Here is a 17,726-nt window from a genome sequence, read left to right on the forward strand (position 1 = left end):
CGTTGGGGGAGATCGGGCTGTTCGCGCTGCGGGCGCCGGAGAGCGCGGGCGGTGTCGGGCTCGGCCTGCCGGAAGCGGTGCTGGTGTTCGAGGAGGCGGGGCGCGCGCTGCTGCCGGGGCCACTGGTCGCCGGTCATCTGGCGGGCAGCGCGGGGTTGGTGGCGGGCGCGGCGGACGGCTCGGTGGTGGTGACAGCGCTGGAGGGGGCGTGGACTGGTGGTGGCGCGCCGCTGGTCGAGCATCTGAGGGCTGCGGACGCCGTGTTGGTGCTCGATGAGGGCGGGGAAGCACGGGTGCTGTCGCCAGGAGAGCTGCCCGCGGAGCCGATCCGGTCGGTGGACCCGCTGACACCGTTGCACCGGGTGCAGCACCGGGTGCACGGCCGGAACGCGGGCGGTGCCGACGGAGCGTTCGCCGAGGGTGGTGCGGGTGATGCGGGCGGTGCGGTGGGCGAGGGCGGTGCCGGTGGCGCGGTAGGCACGAGCGCCGGGGGCGGGACGGACGCAGCCGCGTTGCGCAGGGACGCGGCGCTGCTCACCGCGGCGCAGCAGCTCGGCAGCGCCTGCCGCACGCTGGAGCTCGCTGTCGGTTACGCGCGGGAGCGCGAGCAGTTCGGCCGCCCTATTGGGGCGTTCCAGGCGGTACAGCAGCTGTGCGCGGGAATGTTGGTCCGTTCGGAAACGGCCAGAAGTGTGGTTTACGCGGCAGCCGTCACCGCGGACGAGGGGGAGGTCTGCGCGGCGAAGCTGCTCGCCGACACCGCCGCCGTGCACAACGCCCGCGACTGTCTGCAGGTGCACGGCGGAATGGGGTTCACCTGGGAGGCGGAGGTCCATCTCCACCTGAAACGCGCGTGGTTGCGTTCGGAACAGTGGCGCACTGCTGTGACCTCGGAGGAGCAATTGGCCTCAGCGCTCGTCCGCCCCATATGCCATTGAACGTCGCATTCATCCGGGAAATTCGATGAGAGTGACTACGCAGGGTTATGGGTATCTTGCGTGCGTCCAGTGACCACCACGAGCGGAAGATCGTATTCCACTCCGGTACGCTCCCTGGGCGCGAGTGCGGCGGCCCCGGTGGTGGCGGGCCGTCGACGGAGGCGCTGGGTCGTACCGCGAGGCGGTGACTGCCCCGATGAGCAAGGAACATGAAGGTGCCCACGAGATTCAGGCCAACTCGTTCGAGTCCCCACGCTCGGCGTCGCACAGTATGCCGTGCGTCTACTCCTTTGCGCCGGAATATGCCTGAAGCGCTTGTTGGCATCACTATGAGTCAACCATGCTGTTCTCGCTGGAGTCACAATCCGTGACTACTTGGGAACGCGAGGCGATGTGTCCGCCAGTTCGGATGGTGTGAGCGGTGCAGGTGCTTCTGGAGCAGTTGGAGATCGGATCCGATCCGACGGAGGTGGGGCGCGCCAGGAGGTGGGCAAGGGCCCGGTTGGCGGGTGCAGGAGTGGACGCCGACGAGTCCCTTGCCGAGACGCTGATCCTGCTGATCTCGGAACTCGTCACCAACGCGGTGGTGCACACCGGCTGTCCGGCCGTGCTGTGCATGCTGCTGCCCCGGCGGTGCGGTGGCGGTCCGGCGCACAGCGCGGCGGGGTCGGTACGCGTCGAGGTCGCCGACGCCAGCAGCCGTGCGCCGCGTCGCCGCCAAGCGGAGGGCGAGGACACCGGTGGCCGTGGCCTGGAGCTGGTCTCGGGTCTCGCCGACCGCTGGGGCTGGGAGCACGAGCCGGGCGGCAAACGAGTCTGGTGCGAGCTGGACACCCCTCCGCTGGAGCCCGCGGGGGAGCCGGGCCCGGTCGCCGACCGGGAGGCCGGTACGGGCGTTCGTGGTGAGGTCCGCGCGAAGGGTGATCTGCGCGCCGGTGCGAACGCGCGTGCGCGCGTCAATGTGGCTGGCGCTGGGGCTGGCGCGTTCGGCTGAACGCGCGCCGGGACAATACGGGCAAACTCCCCATAGTCCAGACCAGGTGTTGACGTCTCGTGTCGGCGTGATCACCCTTGGGTGGTGGAGCGATTCGTCGTGAGGGGACGACGAGGTACCTGGGGTTCCTCGACGAGTACGGGTCGCCTTCCGGCGCCGACCTCCGTCCGGGGGCAGGGCCCCGAGCGCCGGAGTCGGGTGGCGGTACGCCGTGCCGTGCTCGGGGCGCGCAAAGGCGCACCGCCACCCGGCCTGCCCGGTGGGCGGCACGGCGGTCCGCCTGGTTGGCCATCGAGGGCCGACCGCGTAATCCCCGCGTACCCGGCGGAGTTGCTCCGTTCCCGGCTTGCTCACAGCACCGCAACCGGTGCCACCGGAGCGCCGGTGCCGCCCGTGAACGGTTCGGGCTGGGCGGCGAGCAGGAAGGCGTGGCGGCCCTCTTCGGCGCAGGCTTCCGAGAGCTCCTCCAGATTCCAGTTCTGGCCCTGCAGCATGCCCATCTCCACCAGATGCAGGGCGTGGACGGGCAGCCACAGCCCCTCGATCTCCGGCGGGACGATCTCGAAGGTGAGCGTGTCGTTGGCGACGGCGGCCACATCGCGGGCGTGGAACCACGCCGGCGTCCGCAGCGACAGCCCGGGCGAGGGGTGGGCGTAACCGTTCCGGTCGCCGGAGAGGTAGCGGCGCAGCTGCCCCGTGCGGACCAGCACGATGTCCCCGGCCCGTACGCGGGTGCCCGCGAACTCCTCTGCCGCTTCGAGATCTTCGGGCGTCACCGCGTGGCCGCGCGCCAGCTGCTCCTCGCCGCGGGCGCGCGCCACATCGAGCAGGACGCCGCGCGCAACCAGGGGGCGGCTCTTCTCGATGCCGCTGAACGCGGCTCCGCCGTGTGCGGTGACCGTGGTTGCGGGCCGCCCGTTGTAGATCCGGCCCCCGTACGAGACGTGGGCGAGGCCGTCCCAGTGGGTGGCGGCCTGTAGCCCCATGGTGACCGCGTCGTCGCTGGTGGCCACCGTGCCGGGGCCGAACATCTCCACGTTGAGCGCGACCATCGTGTGCAGCGGGTTCACCCGCCCCGGGACCAGCCCCGTCTGCACCCCGTCCTGCTGGAGGGGCAGCGCGAGCGGAATGCGGCGGCCCGTACGGACGGTGCTCGCCGCTTCGCGTACCACCGCGTCGGTCACCAGGTTGAGCGTGCCGATCTCGTCGTCGGCGCCCCAGCGGCCCCAATTGTTGACGCGCTCGGCGATCTCGGTGAACTCGCGGCACTGCGCCGGCACGGTCATCTTCTCCTCCGGGGCGGTCGGTCGGCTCGGACGGGCGCCGTACGGGGCTTGTGTTCGGACGGTGGCTGCTCAAGAATCTAACGGACCGTCAGATAGCCCGGGAGGGGTCGGACGTGAGGAACGAAAGGAACATAGAGAACAAAGGCAATGAAGGGGACGGTAGGAGCGAAGGGGGCTCCAGGAGCGAAGGAACCGGCAGGAGCGAAGGAACCGGCAGGAGCGAAGAGGGCGTCGGCGACGGAAGCGGCCCGGGGAGCGGTGGGCGCTTCCTGGCCGGGAAGGTCGTCGCCGTTACCGGTGCCGGACGTGGGATCGGCCGCGCGGTGGCGCTGGCCTGCGCACAGGAGGGGGCCAAGGTCGTCGTCAACGACTACGGCGTCTCCGTCGACGGCGACGAGCCGCGCAGTGAGATAGCCGAGGCCGTCGTGAAAGAGATCGCGGCGGCGGGCGGCGAGGCCGCGGCGGTCGCCGACGACATCTCCACCATGGCCGGCGGACAGCGCGTCGTGGACACCGCACTCGACCGGTACGGCCGCCTCGACGGGGCGGTCTGCGTCGCCGGAATCCTGCGCGAACGCATGCTCTTCAACATGACCGAGGAGGAGTGGGACCCGGTCGTCGCCACCCACCTCAAGGGCACCTTCACCGTCTTCCGCGCCGCGAGTGCCGTGATGCGAGCCCAGCGCAGCGGCGCCCTGGTCGGCTTCACCAGCGGCAACCACCAGGGCTCCGTCTCCCAGGCCAACTACGCGGCGGCCAAGGGCGGCATCATCTCCCTCGTCCGCAGCGCGGCGCTCGGCCTGTACAAGTACGGCGTCACCGCCAACGCCGTCGCACCCGTGGCCCGCACCCGGATGTCGGCCAACGTCCCCATGGAGCTCGCGGAGATCGGCGAACCGGAGGATGTCGCCCCGCTCGTCGTCTACCTGCTCAGCGACCAGGCGAGGCAGCAGGAGATCACCGGGCAGGTCTACACCGTCGCCGGACCCAAGATCGCCGTATGGGCCCAGCCCCGCGAACTCCGGGCCGCCTACGCCGAAGGCTCCTGGACACCGCAGCAACTCGCCGACCATCTGCCCGGCACCGTCGGCCGGGACCCGATGCCCATGCTCGAGCGGCTGAAGGAGATGGCCGAAGCCGCCGCCCGCAAGGACCGCCCCAACGCCTGAGCCGAGCGCCCGCGCCGACCGGACAGCGCTGTCTCGCCCGATCCGGCCCCGGCCCGGCCCCGGCTCCGCCCCGGCCCCTGGCCCTGACCTGGCTCCGCCCTGATGTGGCCTTGCCCTGACCCGCCTGCTGAGAGGGGGACGTGTGGACTTCGGTTTCACCCGCGAGGACGAGGAGTTCAGAGCGCGGGCCCGGGAATGGCTGCGTGACCATCTGGTCGGCGACTACGCGTCCGCCGCCGGGCAGGGCGGGCCCGGCAGCGAGCACCAGGCCACCGCCGTCCGCCGCCGCTGGGAGCGCGAGCTGGGCGGCGCGGGCTGGGTCGGCCTCGGCTGGGACCGCACCCATGGCGGCTACGGCAACCGCGCCGCCACCCTCACCCAACAGGTCGTCTGGGCCGAGGAGTACGCCCGCGCCGGCGCACCCGCCCGCGTCGGCCACATCGGCGAGAACCTGCTCGCCCCCACGCTCCTGGCCCACGGCACCGACGAGCAGCGCAAACGCTTCCTGCCCGCCATCGCCCGCGGCGAGGAACTGTGGTGCCAGGGCTACAGCGAACCGAACGCCGGGTCCGACCTGTCCGCCGTACGCACTGCGGCCGTACGCGCCGGCTCCGGACGCGCTGCCGCCGTACGCACCGGTCCCGTACGCACCGACGCTGTACGTAGCGACGCCGTACGTAGCGCCGCCGTAGGCACCAGCGCCGCACGGGACTTCGTCGCGGGCGGCAGCGCCGGGGGTTACCGCGTCACCGGGCAGAAGATCTGGACGTCACTTGCCCACGAGGCCGACTGGTGCTTTGTGCTCGCCCGCACCGAAGCGGGCTCTAAGGGACGCCAAGGGCTCTCCTTTCTGTTGGTGCCGATGGATCAGCCGGGCCGCGTCGAGGTCCGGCCGATCCGGCAGATGTCGGGGACCGAGGAGTTCAACGAGGTCTTCTTCGACGGGGCCGTCGCCGAGGCGGCCCACCGGGTGGGCGGCGAGGGCGACGGCTGGCGGGTCGCCACCTTTCTGCTGGCCCTTGAACGCGGCGTGTCCACGCTCGCCCAGCAGGTCGGCTTCGCCGCCGAACTCGACCGCGTGCTGCGTCTGGCCCTCCGTACCGGCGCCGCTGAGCGCGATCCCGTGCTCCGCGACTGGCTCGTGCAGTCCTGGGCCGAACTGCGGACGATGCGCTGGAACGCCCTGCGCACCCTCGGCGGCAATGGCCATGGCAACAGCAACAGCCAGAGCAATGGCATCGGCACCCGCAGCGAGGCCGTTCCAGGGGCGCCCAGTGTGGCCAAGCTGCTGTGGGGGCGCTGGCACCAGCGGCTCGGTGAACTGGCGATGCAGGTGCGGGGAGCCGCCGCTGCCCTCGGCCCGTACGACTGGGCGCCGCACCGGCCTTACGAACTCGACGCCCTGCAGCGGCTGTTCCTCTTCACCCGCGCCGACACCATCTACGGCGGCTCGGACGAGATCCAGCGCGACATCCTCGCCCAGCAGGTGCTGGGCCTGCCGAGAGAGGCACGCACGTGACGACGGAACCGAGCACCAAGCGCACGGACGACGCGCGGCCCCCGGAACCGGGCACCGGACCGGCGACCTCACCCGACGCGGCGGACCCGGCACCAGAGCCCGGCCCAGGCCGACAGGCACCGGAGCCCGGACCAGGCCGGGCCAACCCACACCAGCCCGGCCCACACCAGCCCAGCACGCGCCAGCCCAGCGCACGCTCGCCCGAGGCGTACCGGTCCGGCACGCACCCACCCCGGGCATACCGGCACTGGATCGGTGGTGGCTGGCGGCAGCCCGCAGGCGGCCACTACCCGGTCATCGACCCGGCCACGGAACAGCTGGTCGGCGAGGCGCCCGAAGGGGACACGGCGGATGTGGACGCCGCCGTCCGCGCGGCTCGTGCCGCACAGGAGGCGTGGGCCGCCACCGATCCCCGCGAGCGCTCCCGGGTGCTGGAACGGATCGCGGAGCTGCTTGCCGAGCGTGGCCCCGCGCTGGTGCCGCTGCTCCAGGCCGAGACCGGTGCCACCTTCAAGGTCGCGCGCGGTATGCAACTGCCCACTGCTGCCGACCGCTTCCGCCGGTATGCCCGCGGTGCGCTGGAGCCTGACACCGTGCCCCTGGCCCCGCAGCCCGTCGGGGCCAGCGCGCTGGCCCCTGGTGGGCTGATCGGTGCCGCCGCCGTACGTCGCCCCGTAGGCGTGGTCGGGTGCATCACCTCCTACAACTTCCCCGTGGTCAACCTCGCTGGGAAGGTCGCGCCCGCGCTGGCCATGGGGAACGCCGTGGTCTGCAAGCCGGCGCCGCAGGATCCGTTGAGCTGTCTGGAGCTGGGCCCGCTGCTGAAGGAGGCGGGGCTGCCGGACGGGCTCTACAACGTGGTGACCGGCTCCGGGCCGGGGCCGGGGGAGGCCCTGGTCGCACACCCGGGCGTCGACATGATCAGTTTCACTGGCTCCACCTCCGTGGGAAAGCAGATTGCTGGGAACGCGGGACGAGGAATGAAGCGCACCCTCCTGGAACTTGGTGGAAAGGGGGCTGCGCTGGTGCTGGACGACGCGGTCGGCAGGGTCCGCGAAGCAGCACTGGGCTCGGTCGCCTCGACCTGGGCGTTTCACAGCGGCCAGATCTGTACGGCACCGACGCGTCTGCTCGTACACGACTCGCTCCACGACGAGTTCGTGACTGCCCTTTCACGTTACGCCTCCGCACTGACGCTCGGCGATCCCACGAATGAGCGAATCTCGGTCGGGCCGCTGATCTCCGCGGCGCAACGCGACCGCGTCGAGGCGTACATCGCGGGCGCCCGCGAACAGGGCGCCACCGTCCTGGTCGGGGGCGAACGCCCCACGCACCCTGCGACGGGGTTCTACGTCGCGCCGACGCTGATCACCGACGTCACGCCGGAGATGACCGTCGCCCGCGAGGAGCTGTTCGGGCCCGTGGTCGTGGTGCTCCGCTTCGCGGACGACGACGAGGCCGTACGCATCGCGAACAGCACCTCCTACGGCCTCTACGACTACGTCTTCAGCGGCGATACGGGCCGGGCCTGGCGGCTGGCCGGGCGGCTGCGCAGCGGCAACGTCGGCATCAACACCGTCCAGCGGCACCCGGAGACACCGTTCGGCGGGTTCAAGGAATCCGGGGTCGGCCGGGACGGCGGCTCGTTCGGGCTGCACGCCTACAGCGAGCTCCAGTCGATCGTCTGGCCGTCGTGACGCGTGGGAAGAGGGGAGCGTGAGCTGCATGAGAGGCGTGATCCTGGAGGGGGCGCGGGCCGAGGTCGTCGACGATCTGGAGATCCGGGCGCCGGGCCCCGGCGAAGTGCTCGTCGGTATCCGCGCGGCGGGGCTGTGTCACAGCGATCTGTCCGTCATCGACGGGACGATCCCCTTTCCGCGGCCGGTCGTGCTCGGTCACGAGGGTGCCGGCGTGGTCGAGGCCGTCGGGGAAGGCGTGGTTCATGTGGCGCCCGGAGACCATGTGGCTCTGTCGACCATCGCCAACTGTGGCGCGTGCCCCCAGTGTGCGCGCGGGCGTCCCACCATGTGCCGCCTCGCCATCGGCAGGCCCGAACAGCCCTTCAGCCGCGGCGGCAAGCCGCTGTACAACTTCGCCGCCAACTCGGCCTTCGCCGAACGCACCCTGGTCAAGGCCGTGCAGGCCACACCGGTTCCCCGTGACATCCCGCTCACGTCGGCGGCCCTCATCGGCTGCGCCGTTCTCACCGGCGTCGGCGCCGTGCTCAACCGGGCACAAGTCGGACACGGCGAGTCCGTGGTGGTCATCGGCGTCGGCGGTGTCGGGCTCAACGTGCTGCAGGGCGCCAGGATCGCGGGCGCTGCCCCGATCGTCGCGGTGGACGCCAACCCGGAGAAGGAGGCGGCAGCACGGCAGTTCGGCGCCACGCACTTCGTGCACGCGGCACAAGGGGAGACCCAGGAAGGCACCGCGGGCGGAATGGTCGCAGCCGTCAAGGAGATCCTGCCCGACGGCGCCGCGCACACCTTCGAGTGCGTCGGCAGCACCGCCCTCGTACGGCAGGCCGTCGATCTGCTCGACCGGCACGGTCAAGCCGTGCTGCTGGGCATGCCGCCCGCCGACGCCGAGGCAGTCTTTCTGCCCGCCGCGCTGTTCCTCGACAAATCCATCCTCGGCTGCCGCTACGGCTCCTCCCGTCCGCCCCGCGACATCGCGCTCTACGCGGAGCTCTACCAGCAGGGGCGGCTGCTGCTGGACGAACTGGTCACCCGCACCTACCCGGTCGAGGAGTTCGCAGCAGCAGCCGCCGACGCCCGCCACGGCCGGGTGGCCCGCGCGGTGCTCACGTTCCAGGCCGGCTGCACGTCGTCATCCGGCCTCTGATGTGGGCGTGCAGACAGCGGCGATTGTGGCGGTGTCCCAGTAGAACGGGTGGACCTCGGTGATCCGCCCTTCCGTGATGGCCATCGTCTGCAGGATGGGGAACGCGATCTCCCTGCCGGTGGCACGGGAGCGCGCCCGTATCCGGCTGAGAATCACCGAGGTCTCACCAGTGGCGAGGAACTGCTGCTGCACGATGTCGAACGCTTCCCATACGCGGCTCATCTCCTGGAAGAACCGCTCCATGCCCGCATGTCCGCGCCAGTCGCCTCCGTAGGGCAGTCCGGCTGCCTGGTGCAGGACGACATCAGGCGCGAAGTAGGGCGCCAATGGGGCGAAGGAGGCCGTCCCCGGGCCCCCTGCGGCGAGGTACTCGGCCTCGGCCGCGTACATGCCGGTGAGGACGGCAGCCGGTTCCAGTGGGGAAGAAGCCTTCGGTGCCGTCGCTGAGGGGGAAGAGTGAGGTGTCATGGCGACAGCGTGTCCTGTGTGGCGACGGAACACCGGCGGCTGTCGGACATCGCGTTGACGCCCCTGGGGGAGCCGCATTCAGCCTAGGCTGCCGCGTCGGCCGCCTCTGTGCGGAATGTGCGGCGGTAGGCGCGCGGGGAGACGCCCAGTGCTGCCTGGAAGTGCTGGCGGAGGGACGCGGCAGTGCCGAAGCCGGCCTGGGCGGCGATGCGTTCGATCGGGAGGTCCGATTCCTCCAGCAGGTGGCGGGCGCGTTCGATGCGCTGTTGGTTGAGCCAGCGCAGCGGGGTGACCCCGACCTCTTCGCGGAAGCGGCGGGTGAAGGTGCGCACGCTCATGGATTCGCGGTCGGCGAGTTCGCGGAGGGTGAGGGGGCGGTCGAGGTGGCGGAGTGCCCAGGAGCGGGCGGTTCCGGTGGAGGAGCGGCGGGGTTCGGGTACGGGGCGGCGGATGAACTGGGCCTGCCCTCCGTCGCGGTGCGGCGGCACAACAGTGCGCCGGGCGACCGTGTTGGCGACGGCAGCACCGTGGTCCTCCCGCACGATGTGCAGGCACAGATCGATACCGGCCGCCTCGCCTGCCGAGGTCAGCACAGACCCCTCGTCCACATAGAGCACATCCGGATCCAGCCGCACAGCCGGATACAGGGCGCGGAAGTTGTCGGTCGACATCCAGTGGGTTGTGGCCCGTTTGCCGTCCAGCAGTCCGGCAGCGGCCAGCACGAACGCGCCCGTGCAGATGGAGGCGATCCTGGCGTCGGGGCGGATACGGGCGAGCGCCTGGCTGAGCGGTTCGGGCAGGATGCCCTCGGTCTCCGTCTCGTCGAGCTCGTGAGTGGCCGGAACGACCACCGTGTCGGCCTCTGCCAATGTCTCCGGGCCGTGCGTGACATGGATGGGGAAGTCGGCGTCCGTCCGTACGGGCCCCGGTTCGACGGCACAGGTGACCACCTCGTACAGCGGTTCTCCCTCAGGGGTGGCCGCGCGGCCGAACACCTGGTGCACCAGGCCGAGCTCCATGGGTATCACCCCGTGCCTGATCAATACGGCGACCCGGTGCCGCCCTGGGTGCGAGAAAACTCGTCCACTGGTGGCCATTTGTGCCTCCTTCATCCTCGTTCTCCCGCACCTGTGTGCGCCGCTGCATCTGCGTGCGCCGCTGCACTGGTGCGCACTGTTGCACCTGTGGCCCCACCCATGCCTGTACCCGTGGCCGCATTTGTGGCGCTGTCGTTGGTCGCGGCGCCTACGCGGAACGTACGACGGTAGGCGCTCGGTGAGACGCCCAGTGCTGCCTGGAAGTGCATCCGCAGAGTCGAAGCGGACCCGAAGCCCGCTTGGGCGGCGATCTGCTCGACGGACAGACCGCTCTCCTCCAGCAGCTGACGGGCGCGTTCGATGCGCTGCTGGGTGAGCCACTGCTGGGGGCTCACCCCGACTTCTTCGCGGAAGCGGCGGGTGAAGGTGCGCACGCTCATGGATTCGCGGTCGGCGAGTTCGCGGAGGGTGAGGGGTCGGTCGAGGTGGCGGAGTGCCCAGGAGCGGGCGGTTCCGGTGGAGGAGCGTCGGGGTTCTGGTACGGGGCGGCGGATGAACTGTGCCTGTCCCCCGTCGCGGTGCGGCGGCACGACAGTTGTCCGGGCCACCGCGTTGGCGACGGCAGCGCCGTGGTCCCGGCGGATCATGTGCAGGCACAGGTCGACGCCGGAGGCGATGCCCGCCGAGGTGAGCACCGAGCCCTCGTCCACGTAGAGCACATCGGGGTCGAGCCGGACGCTCGGGAAGAGCCGCTGGAAGCGCTCGCCGGCGCGCCAGTGGGTCGTGGCCCGTTTGCCGTCCAGCAGTCCGGCGGCGGCCAGTACGAACGCGCCCGTGCAGATGGAGGCGACCCGGGTGCCGGGACGGAGGCGGGCGAATGCCTCGGTGAGCCCGGGGCCCATCGCGCCCCGGTCGTAGGGCTCGTCCCTGTCGTGCGCGGCCGGAACGATCACGGTGTCCGCCTCGGCCAGTGCCTCGGTGCCGTGTTCCACGTTGACCGTGAAGTCGCCGTCGGTACGGACAGCGCCAGGAGTGGCGGCGCAGGTGACGACCTCGTACAGCCGCTCACCCTCGGCCGACCGGGCCCTGCCCATCAGGGCGTGCGGGATGCCCAGCTCGATCGGCAGCAGACCGTGGCGCACCAGGACGGCGACTCGGTGCAGCCCGGGGCGGGTGAAAACAGCCATGGCCCGATCCTCGCACATGGTGGCCTCCGGGCCACTCGTTCTGTTCGTCCCGGCACCGCATGCTGGTCCGCGTGACTGAGACCCTCTCCCCGAGGCCGTCCGGAAAGGGCGGCGCCGGCTCTGTCGAACCACACTCCGCACCTCGCTCGGCCGGGCCACTGGTGCACCGCGCCTGGTGGGTCGCCCTGGTGTGTTTCGTGGCGCTCGTAGGGGCGGCCGGTTTCCGGGCGACGCCCAGCGTTTTCATCGACCCGCTGCACAAGGAGTTCGGCTGGTCGCACGGCACCATCTCGTTCGCCGTGGGGCTGAACGTACTGCTGTACGGGCTCACCGCGCCGTTCGCCTCGGCGCTGATGGACCGCTACGGCATACGCCAGGTCGTCACAGCAGCGCTGCTGTTGATCTCGGCAGGCAGTGGCCTGACGGTCTTCATGCGTGCCGAGTGGCAACTGGTGCTCTGCTGGGGGCTGCTGGTGGGCATCGGCTCGGGTTCCATGGCGCTCGCTTTCGCCGCGACAGTGGCCAACCGCTGGTTCGTCGCACGGCGCGGCCTGGTCAGCGGAATCCTGACTGCGGGAAGCGCCACCGGTCAGCTGGTCTTCCTCCCTCTGGTGGCACTGCTTGTGGAGGGGCCCGGCTGGCGCACCGCCTCACTGGTGGTGTGCGGTTCGGCGCTCGCTGTCGTACCACTGGTGGTGTGGCTGCTGCGGGATCGTCCCGAGGACGTGGGACTGCGCCCGTACGGTGCCGGGGCCGACCATGTGACCCCTGAGGCGGACACGGGCAGTGCCCTGCGGCGCACTCTGTCCGTACTCCGGGACGCCGCCCGCACCAGGGTCTTCTGGCTGCTGGCCGGGTCGTTCGCGATCTGCGGCGCCTCTTCCAACGGGCTGATGAGCACGCACTTCGTGCCGGCCGCGCATGACCACGGGATGGCCGTTCCTGTCGCCGCCTCCCTGCTGGCCCTCATCGGCGTGCTGGATCTGGTCGGTACGGTCTGCTCCGGCTGGCTGACCGACCGTTTCGACGCCCGCCGGCTACTGGCGGTCTACTACGCGCTGCGCGGGCTGTCGCTGCTGGTGCTGCCGATGCTGTTCGCGGCGAGTGTGCAGCCGCCGATGCTGTTCTTCATCATCTTCTACGGGCTCGACTGGGTCGCCACCGTGCCGCCCACCATGGCGCTGTGCCGGGAGCACTTCGGCGCGGACGGTGCCGTCGTCTTCGGCTGGGTGCTCGCCTCCCACCAGGCCGGTGCCTCGCTGATCGCCTTCCTGGCGGGACTCGTACGGGATGCCACCGGGACGTACGACCTGGCGTGGACGGGGACGGGCGTGCTGTGTGCGCTTGCGGCGCTCATGGCGCTGGTGGTTCAGCGGCGTACCCGGCAATCGGGGGCCCATTAGGGCGCAGGGGACGATGACGGCGTGGCCAGAATCTTGCACTCGCCGTCCATCTGGCCACTCGTTTCGGTCCTCCTCCGGGCGGATGCTCAGTGGCATGAAGACGCTGTGGATTTTCGCCCACCCGGAAGCCCGCTCCCTGAGCGCCGCACTGCGCGACACCGGTGTCGCCGCACTGCGGGAAGCAGGCCACGAGGTGAGGGAGTCCGACCTGTACGCGATGGGCTGGAAGCCGGCCATCGACGGTGCGGACTTCCCCGCACGGCAGCGGCAGGAGGACCGGCTGCTGGTCGGGGACGCGCAGGAGCACGGATTCCGCACAGGCGGGCTCAGTCCGGACATCCGGGCCGAGCAGGAGAAGATCCAGTGGGCCGACACCCTGGTCTTCCACTTCCCCCTGTGGTGGTTCGGTCCGCCCGCGATCCTCAAGGGCTGGTTCGACCGGGTACTGGTGCAGGGATTCGCGTTCGGCGTGCAGGACGCGGAGGGCCGCACCCGGCGCTACGGGGACGGTGGGCTGGCCGGCAAGCGGGCCATGGTCGTCACCTCGGTCGGTGCCCGGCCCTCCAGCTTCGGCCCGCGCGGCATCCACGGGTTCATCAACGATGTGCTCTTCCCGCTGCACCACGGCACGTTCTGGTACACGGGCATGGCGGCGCTCCCCCCGTTCGTCGTCTACAGTGCCGACCGCGCGACCGAGGCGGACGCCAAGGAGCGCCAGGAGGAGCTGAAGGAGCGGCTGCGCAACCTGGACGCGCTCACGCCGCTGCCCTTCCGGTACGAAGCCGGCGGCGACTACGACGCCGACCTGGTGCTGCGCCCCGAACTCGCCCCCGGCCGCACGGGGCTGGAGGCGCACTCCGCGTGACCGCACCGGGTGGCGGCCGGCGGCGGGTTCAGCTGGCGGCGTCCGTGGGGGCGAACGTGCCCAGCCGCCCCCGGTGGAAGATCAGCGGCTCTGGCGCGTCCTCCGCCGCGTCCAGAGCGCGTACCCGGCCGACGACGATGAGATGGTCACCTCCCGTGTGCACGGCGTGGATCTCGCAGTCGATCCACGCCGCCACCCCGTCCAGCAGCGGCGAGCCGGTGACCGGCGCGGGGGAGTGGGAGACCCCGGCGAACTTGTCCGCCCCGCTCACCGCGAAGGCACGGCACAGCTCGCCCTGCCCGGCAGCGAGCACGTTCACACAGAAGACGCCCGCCCGTGCGATGCGCGGCCAACTGGTGGAGCCGCGGCCCACCATGAAAGAGACCAGCGGCGGCTCCAGCGAGAGGGAGGCGAAGGACTGGCAGGCGAACCCCGCGGGGCCCGGCTCCCCCTCAGCCGCCGGTGCGGTCACCACGGTCACGCCGGAGGCGAAGCCGCCCAGTACGCGGCGGAAGTGCGCCGGGTCGACGGGGGCGCGCTCGTCCTCGCGTACGGCGCGCAGTTCGGGCTTGGGGAGCGTGCCGGGCTCCGCGGCCTGCTCGGTGCCGCACCGCGCGTCGGGTGCGGCAGTGCTCGCCGCGTGCGCGTACGGTGCGCCGGCGGCGCGCAGATAGCGCACCGCGGTGGCTGCCATTCCAGCGTGTCCCATCATGGATGCATCGCACCTGCTGCTTCGTCAGATCGGAAGGGTCGGAGGAGTATGCAGGTTTCTATGGCTTCGGTTGCCGTCGTGCGCTCGCTCGACTCCAGAGTAACCACGGCGCTCTACCGCCCCTCGAAGCCGGGTCTGCGCCGCTCGGCGAAGGAGGCCACGCCCTCCTGTGCGTCCAGGGTGGTCATGTTGATCTCCTGGGCCCACGCCTCCGCCGAGAAGGCCGCCGCACGGTCCGTGTCCAGCGAGGAGTTGACCAAGCGTTTGGTGAGCGCCAGCGCGCGGGTCGGCCCGGCCGCCAGCCGCTGCGCCCACTCCCGCGCCGTCTGCTCCAGCCTTCCGGCCGGGACCACCCGGTTGACCAGGCCGAGGCGTTGGGCGTCCGGCGCGGGCAGCGCGTCCCCGAAGAACATCAGCTCCTTCGCCCGCTGCGGCCCCACCAGCCGGGGCAGCAGATAGGCCCCGCCCCCGTCCGGCACCAGACCGCGGCGAACGAAGACCTCCACGAACGACGCCTCCTGCGCAGCCAGTACGAGGTCACAGGCGAGCGCGAGATGGCAGCCGAGCCCGGCGGCGGTGCCGTTGACCGCGGCGAGCACCGGCTTCTCGCAGTCCAGCACGGCCGAGACCAGCCGCTGCGCACCCCGTTCGAGCGTACGGGCCACATCGCCCGCGACCCGTTCCCCGCCGCCGGAGGCGCCCGTGAGGTCGGCGCCGGCGCAGAAGCCGCGGCCCCGGCCGGTGAGCACGACGGCCCTGACCCGCGGGTTCGCCGAGGCGTCGGCCAGCAGCGCGATCAGCCGCTCGCGCTGCTGCCAGGTGAGCGCGTTCAGCGCCCGCGGCCGGTCGAGAGTGATCCACGAGACGGCGTTGTCAGTGGCCTGCGCTACAACTTTTTCCAGAGGTTCTTCCGGGGTCGCCGCAGGCGCCTCGGCGGATGTGTCACGGGGGGAGGACGTCATGATGCAGCTCCTTTTACGGGCGCTGCTGCGCCGGTCGGTGGCGGGGTCATCGCCGACGGGGTCACCGGCAGACGGCCAGCGCGTCGAGCGCCACAGCGCCATGCCCGCGCGGCAGCACGACCAGTGGATTGATGTCCAGCTCCGCCAGCCCTCCGCCGCTCTCCGGCCCCGGACCGACCCTGCCCAGCTCCAGCGCCATCCGCTGTACCCGCAGCACGACCTCCACCAGCGCGTCCGTATCGGCGGGCGCCCTGCCGCGTACGCCGTCCAGCAGGGCCGCGCCGCGCAGTTCGCCGAGCATCGCGCGGGCCTGGTCCTCGCCGAACGGCGGCACCCGTACGGCGACATCCCGCAGCACCTCGACCAGCACGCCGCCCAGCCCCACGGTCACCGTCGGCCCGAACAGCTCGTCCTGGGTGATGCCGACCGCCATCTCCACACCTGGGTCGACCAGTTGGCACACCAGCACCCCGTCCAGCTCGATGTCCTCGGCCCGGGCGATCTCCGTCAGCTCCCGGTAGGTGTCCCGCACCTGGCTCGCGGAGGTGAGGCCGAGCCGTACGAGGCCGTACTCACTCTTGTGCGCGAGCTGCGGCGCCGACGCCTTCATCACCACTGGGTAGCCCACCTGCGCCGCCGCCCGCACCGCGCCCGCCGCACTGGTGCACAGCTGCTCGCGCGGGACGCGGATGCCGTAGGCGCGCAGCAGTTGCTTGCCCGCATGTTCGCTCAGCTGCTGTCCGGGGCGCAGCAGTGCCTCGGCTTTGCGCAGCGAGGGGGAGGGGCTGCGTGGTGCGTCGTCGAAGGGGGAGCGGTAGGCGCGGGCGAAGCGGTGATGGCCGAGGTAGGCGCGGACGGCGCGTACGCAGTTGCCGAAGGTGCGGAAGGTCGCCACCCGCGAGGAGCCCAGCAGCGTGTGCCGGTAGGCGTCCTCGGTGCCTACGGGGGAGCCCCATACGACGCAGACCAGCTTGTCCGTCTCCTCGGCCGCCGCCACCAGATCACGGGCCAGCTTGTCGCTCATCGGCGGGAAGGGGCCGGTGATGGGGCAGACGAGGACGCCGACGTCCGGATCGGCCAGGATCGCGTCGATGATCTTGCGGCCGCGCCAGTCGCCCACCGGGTGGCCGCCGTTGTCGACCGGGTTGGTGACCGAGAGGTATTCGGGGATCCACTGGTGCAGTTCGGCCTGCTTGCCGGCGGAGAGCGCGGGCAGGTGCAGCCCTTCGGCGGTGGCCAGGTCGGCGAAGTGCGCGCCGGTGCCGCCGGATATCGCGTAGACGGCCACCCCCTCGGCGCGCGGCGGCCGGGCGCGGGCCAGCAGCGCTGCGGTGTCCTGCAACTCGTCCAGTCCGGCCACCCGGATGACGCCGAACTGCCGCATCGCGGCGTCCACCGTGGCGTCGGCGCCGGTGAGCTTCCCGGTGTGCGAGGCGGCGGTACGCGCACCGGCCTCGGTGCGGCCCACCTTCACGGCGACGACGGGCACGCCGGCGCGCGCCGCGCGGTCGGCCGCCAGCAGGAACCGGCGGCCGTCCTTGAACCCTTCCACATACGCGGCGACGGCGCCGACCTCGGGAAGGGTGGCGAAGTAGGAGAGGAAGTCGGCCGACTCCAGGTCCGCCTCGTTGCCGGTCGGTGCCCAGTGGGAGAGCCGGATGCCCAGCTCCTGGAGCGCGAAAAGGGGGCGCCCTTGGTGGCCTGACTGTGTGATCAGCGCGATGGCGGGGCCCTCGAGGTCGTCGCGGAAGCGCTCGAAGGCGTTGAGGTTGGTGTTCGGGCCCAGCAGCCGCACCCCGGAGCGCGCGGCGGTCTCGGCCAGCCTGGCCTGCGCGGCTGCGCCCTCGGCGCCGGTCTCGGCGAAGCCGGAGGCGAAGGCGACGGCGAACCTGGTCTTGGTTCCGGCCAGTTGCTCCAGCACGGGCAGTGGGTCGGCGACGAGCAGGACGGCCACGTCCACCGGTTCGGGCAGTGCGGCGACCGATGCGGCGCACGGCAGCCCGTACACCTCGCGCCGGCTGGGGTGCACCGGGTGCAGGCGCGCGCCGACCCGTTCGGCCCACGCCATCAGCTGGCGTGTGATGCCCGCGTTCGGCCGCCCCTCGGCGTCCGAGGCGCCGACCACGGCCACCGCCTCCGGGCGGAAGAACCGGTCCAGGTCCGGCACCGGCGCGTGCAACGGCCGCCCGCTGACGTCGAGCACGGCATCGGCGGCGCCGTACGCGCTGCCGTGCACGGCGCCGGCGGTCTGCTCGCCGCAGGCCAGCACCCGGGCCGAGCGGGGGGTCATGGTGAGGGTCCCGTGAGTCGATCCGAGCATGTTCTCTCGCCCACTCCCGTGT

Annotated in this window: 15 protein-coding genes; 8 read left to right on the plus strand and 7 right to left on the minus strand. The window is 71.6% G+C overall.

Annotated elements, in window-relative coordinates; genetic code table 11:
- The first annotated feature begins 2 nt into the window (after positions 1–2).
- Together ITI46_RS14860 and ITI46_RS14865 are read left to right on the plus strand one after the other, a co-directional pair.
- Entirely contained in the window at positions 3–938 is a 936-nt protein-coding gene (locus tag ITI46_RS14860; RefSeq protein WP_372451948.1) for an acyl-CoA dehydrogenase family protein, read from the plus strand.
- 421 nt (positions 939–1,359) lie between these two features.
- The gene (locus ITI46_RS14865; protein WP_209240010.1) at positions 1,360–1,932 is read left to right on the plus strand and encodes an ATP-binding protein; all 573 of its coding nucleotides are present in this window, start codon (positions 1,360–1,362) and stop codon (positions 1,930–1,932) included.
- A gap of 350 nt (positions 1,933–2,282) precedes the next feature.
- Here the strand turns inward: ITI46_RS14865 and ITI46_RS14870 are convergent, their stop codons facing one another.
- Positions 2,283–3,218 (minus strand): cyclase family protein, encoded by a 936-nt coding sequence (locus tag ITI46_RS14870; RefSeq protein WP_209240011.1) that lies wholly within the window; start codon positions 3,216–3,218, stop codon positions 2,283–2,285.
- A 269-nt stretch (positions 3,219–3,487) separates the two neighbouring features.
- Between ITI46_RS14870 and ITI46_RS14875 the strand changes: the two genes are divergently transcribed.
- From ITI46_RS14875 to ITI46_RS14890, 4 genes are all read left to right on the plus strand, one after another.
- Entirely contained in the window at positions 3,488–4,387 is a 900-nt protein-coding gene (locus ITI46_RS14875) for an SDR family oxidoreductase (protein WP_209240034.1), read from the plus strand.
- A gap of 142 nt (positions 4,388–4,529) precedes the next feature.
- On the plus strand, positions 4,530–5,906 hold the full coding sequence (locus tag ITI46_RS14880; protein ID WP_209240012.1) for an acyl-CoA dehydrogenase family protein: 1,377 nt from the start codon (positions 4,530–4,532) through the stop codon (positions 5,904–5,906).
- A 251-nt stretch (positions 5,907–6,157) separates the two neighbouring features.
- Positions 6,158–7,603, plus strand: coding sequence for an aldehyde dehydrogenase family protein (locus ITI46_RS14885; RefSeq protein WP_209240035.1), 1,446 nt, complete (start codon positions 6,158–6,160; stop codon positions 7,601–7,603).
- 28 nt (positions 7,604–7,631) lie between these two features.
- Positions 7,632–8,750 (plus strand): alcohol dehydrogenase catalytic domain-containing protein, encoded by a 1,119-nt coding sequence (locus ITI46_RS14890; protein ID WP_209240013.1) that lies wholly within the window; start codon positions 7,632–7,634, stop codon positions 8,748–8,750.
- Here ITI46_RS14890 and ITI46_RS14895 read toward each other — a convergent pair.
- From ITI46_RS14895 to ITI46_RS14905, 3 genes are all read right to left on the minus strand, one after another.
- Positions 8,736–9,218 (minus strand): nuclear transport factor 2 family protein, encoded by a 483-nt coding sequence (locus ITI46_RS14895; protein WP_209240014.1) that lies wholly within the window; start codon positions 9,216–9,218, stop codon positions 8,736–8,738. The two genes, ITI46_RS14890 and ITI46_RS14895, sit on opposite strands and share 15 nt — an antisense overlap.
- Before the next feature lie 83 nt (positions 9,219–9,301).
- Positions 9,302–10,315 (minus strand): GlxA family transcriptional regulator, encoded by a 1,014-nt coding sequence (locus ITI46_RS14900; protein WP_247746004.1) that lies wholly within the window; start codon positions 10,313–10,315, stop codon positions 9,302–9,304.
- 11 nt (positions 10,316–10,326) lie between these two features.
- Positions 10,327–11,442, minus strand: coding sequence for a GlxA family transcriptional regulator (locus ITI46_RS14905; protein WP_209240016.1), 1,116 nt, complete (start codon positions 11,440–11,442; stop codon positions 10,327–10,329).
- 59 nt (positions 11,443–11,501) lie between these two features.
- On the opposite strand from ITI46_RS14905, the gene ITI46_RS14910 reads away from it, so the two are divergent.
- The gene (locus ITI46_RS14910) at positions 11,502–12,845 is read left to right on the plus strand and encodes an MFS transporter (protein ID WP_209240017.1); all 1,344 of its coding nucleotides are present in this window, start codon (positions 11,502–11,504) and stop codon (positions 12,843–12,845) included.
- Between the two features lie 94 nt (positions 12,846–12,939).
- Entirely contained in the window at positions 12,940–13,710 is a 771-nt protein-coding gene (locus tag ITI46_RS14915; RefSeq protein ID WP_209240018.1) for an NAD(P)H-dependent oxidoreductase, read from the plus strand.
- A 28-nt stretch (positions 13,711–13,738) separates the two neighbouring features.
- Here the strand turns inward: ITI46_RS14915 and ITI46_RS14920 are convergent, their stop codons facing one another.
- From ITI46_RS14920 to ITI46_RS14930, 3 genes are all read right to left on the minus strand, one after another.
- Positions 13,739–14,404 (minus strand): flavin reductase family protein, encoded by a 666-nt coding sequence (locus ITI46_RS14920; RefSeq protein WP_209240019.1) that lies wholly within the window; start codon positions 14,402–14,404, stop codon positions 13,739–13,741.
- Positions 14,405–14,535: 131 nt separating this feature from the next.
- Entirely contained in the window at positions 14,536–15,384 is an 849-nt protein-coding gene (locus ITI46_RS14925; RefSeq protein WP_209240020.1) for an enoyl-CoA hydratase/isomerase family protein, read from the minus strand.
- A 61-nt stretch (positions 15,385–15,445) separates the two neighbouring features.
- A complete protein-coding gene (locus ITI46_RS14930) occupies positions 15,446–17,704 on the minus strand; it encodes an acetate--CoA ligase family protein (protein WP_209240021.1) in 2,259 nt (752 codons plus the stop codon).
- Positions 17,705–17,726: the final 22 nt, after the last annotated feature.

The organism is Streptomyces oryzae, from assembly GCF_017676365.1.
Classification (GTDB): Bacteria; Actinomycetota; Actinomycetes; order Streptomycetales; family Streptomycetaceae; genus Streptomyces; species Streptomyces oryzae.

What these genes read in the sequence shown, in the direction of transcription:
- ITI46_RS14870 (WP_209240011.1), bottom strand. Translation starts at nt 3,218, where the DNA reads ATGACCGTGCCGGCGCAGTGCCGCGAGTTCACCGAGATCGCCGAGCGC.
- ITI46_RS14890 (WP_209240013.1), top strand. Translation starts at nt 7,632, where the DNA reads ATGAGAGGCGTGATCCTGGAGGGGGCGCGGGCCGAGGTCGTCGACGAT.
- ITI46_RS14895 (WP_209240014.1), bottom strand. Translation starts at nt 9,218, where the DNA reads ATGACACCTCACTCTTCCCCCTCAGCGACGGCACCGAAGGCTTCTTCC.
- ITI46_RS14900 (WP_247746004.1), bottom strand. Translation starts at nt 10,315, where the DNA reads ATGGCCACCAGTGGACGAGTTTTCTCGCACCCAGGGCGGCACCGGGTC.
- ITI46_RS14905 (WP_209240016.1), bottom strand. Translation starts at nt 11,442, where the DNA reads ATGGCTGTTTTCACCCGCCCCGGGCTGCACCGAGTCGCCGTCCTGGTG.
- ITI46_RS14910 (WP_209240017.1), top strand. Translation starts at nt 11,502, where the DNA reads ATGCTGGTCCGCGTGACTGAGACCCTCTCCCCGAGGCCGTCCGGAAAG.
- ITI46_RS14915 (WP_209240018.1), top strand. Translation starts at nt 12,940, where the DNA reads ATGAAGACGCTGTGGATTTTCGCCCACCCGGAAGCCCGCTCCCTGAGC.
- ITI46_RS14920 (WP_209240019.1), bottom strand. Translation starts at nt 14,404, where the DNA reads ATGGCAGCCACCGCGGTGCGCTATCTGCGCGCCGCCGGCGCACCGTAC.
- ITI46_RS14925 (WP_209240020.1), bottom strand. Translation starts at nt 15,384, where the DNA reads ATGACGTCCTCCCCCCGTGACACATCCGCCGAGGCGCCTGCGGCGACC.
- ITI46_RS14930 (WP_209240021.1), bottom strand. Translation starts at nt 17,704, where the DNA reads ATGCTCGGATCGACTCACGGGACCCTCACCATGACCCCCCGCTCGGCC.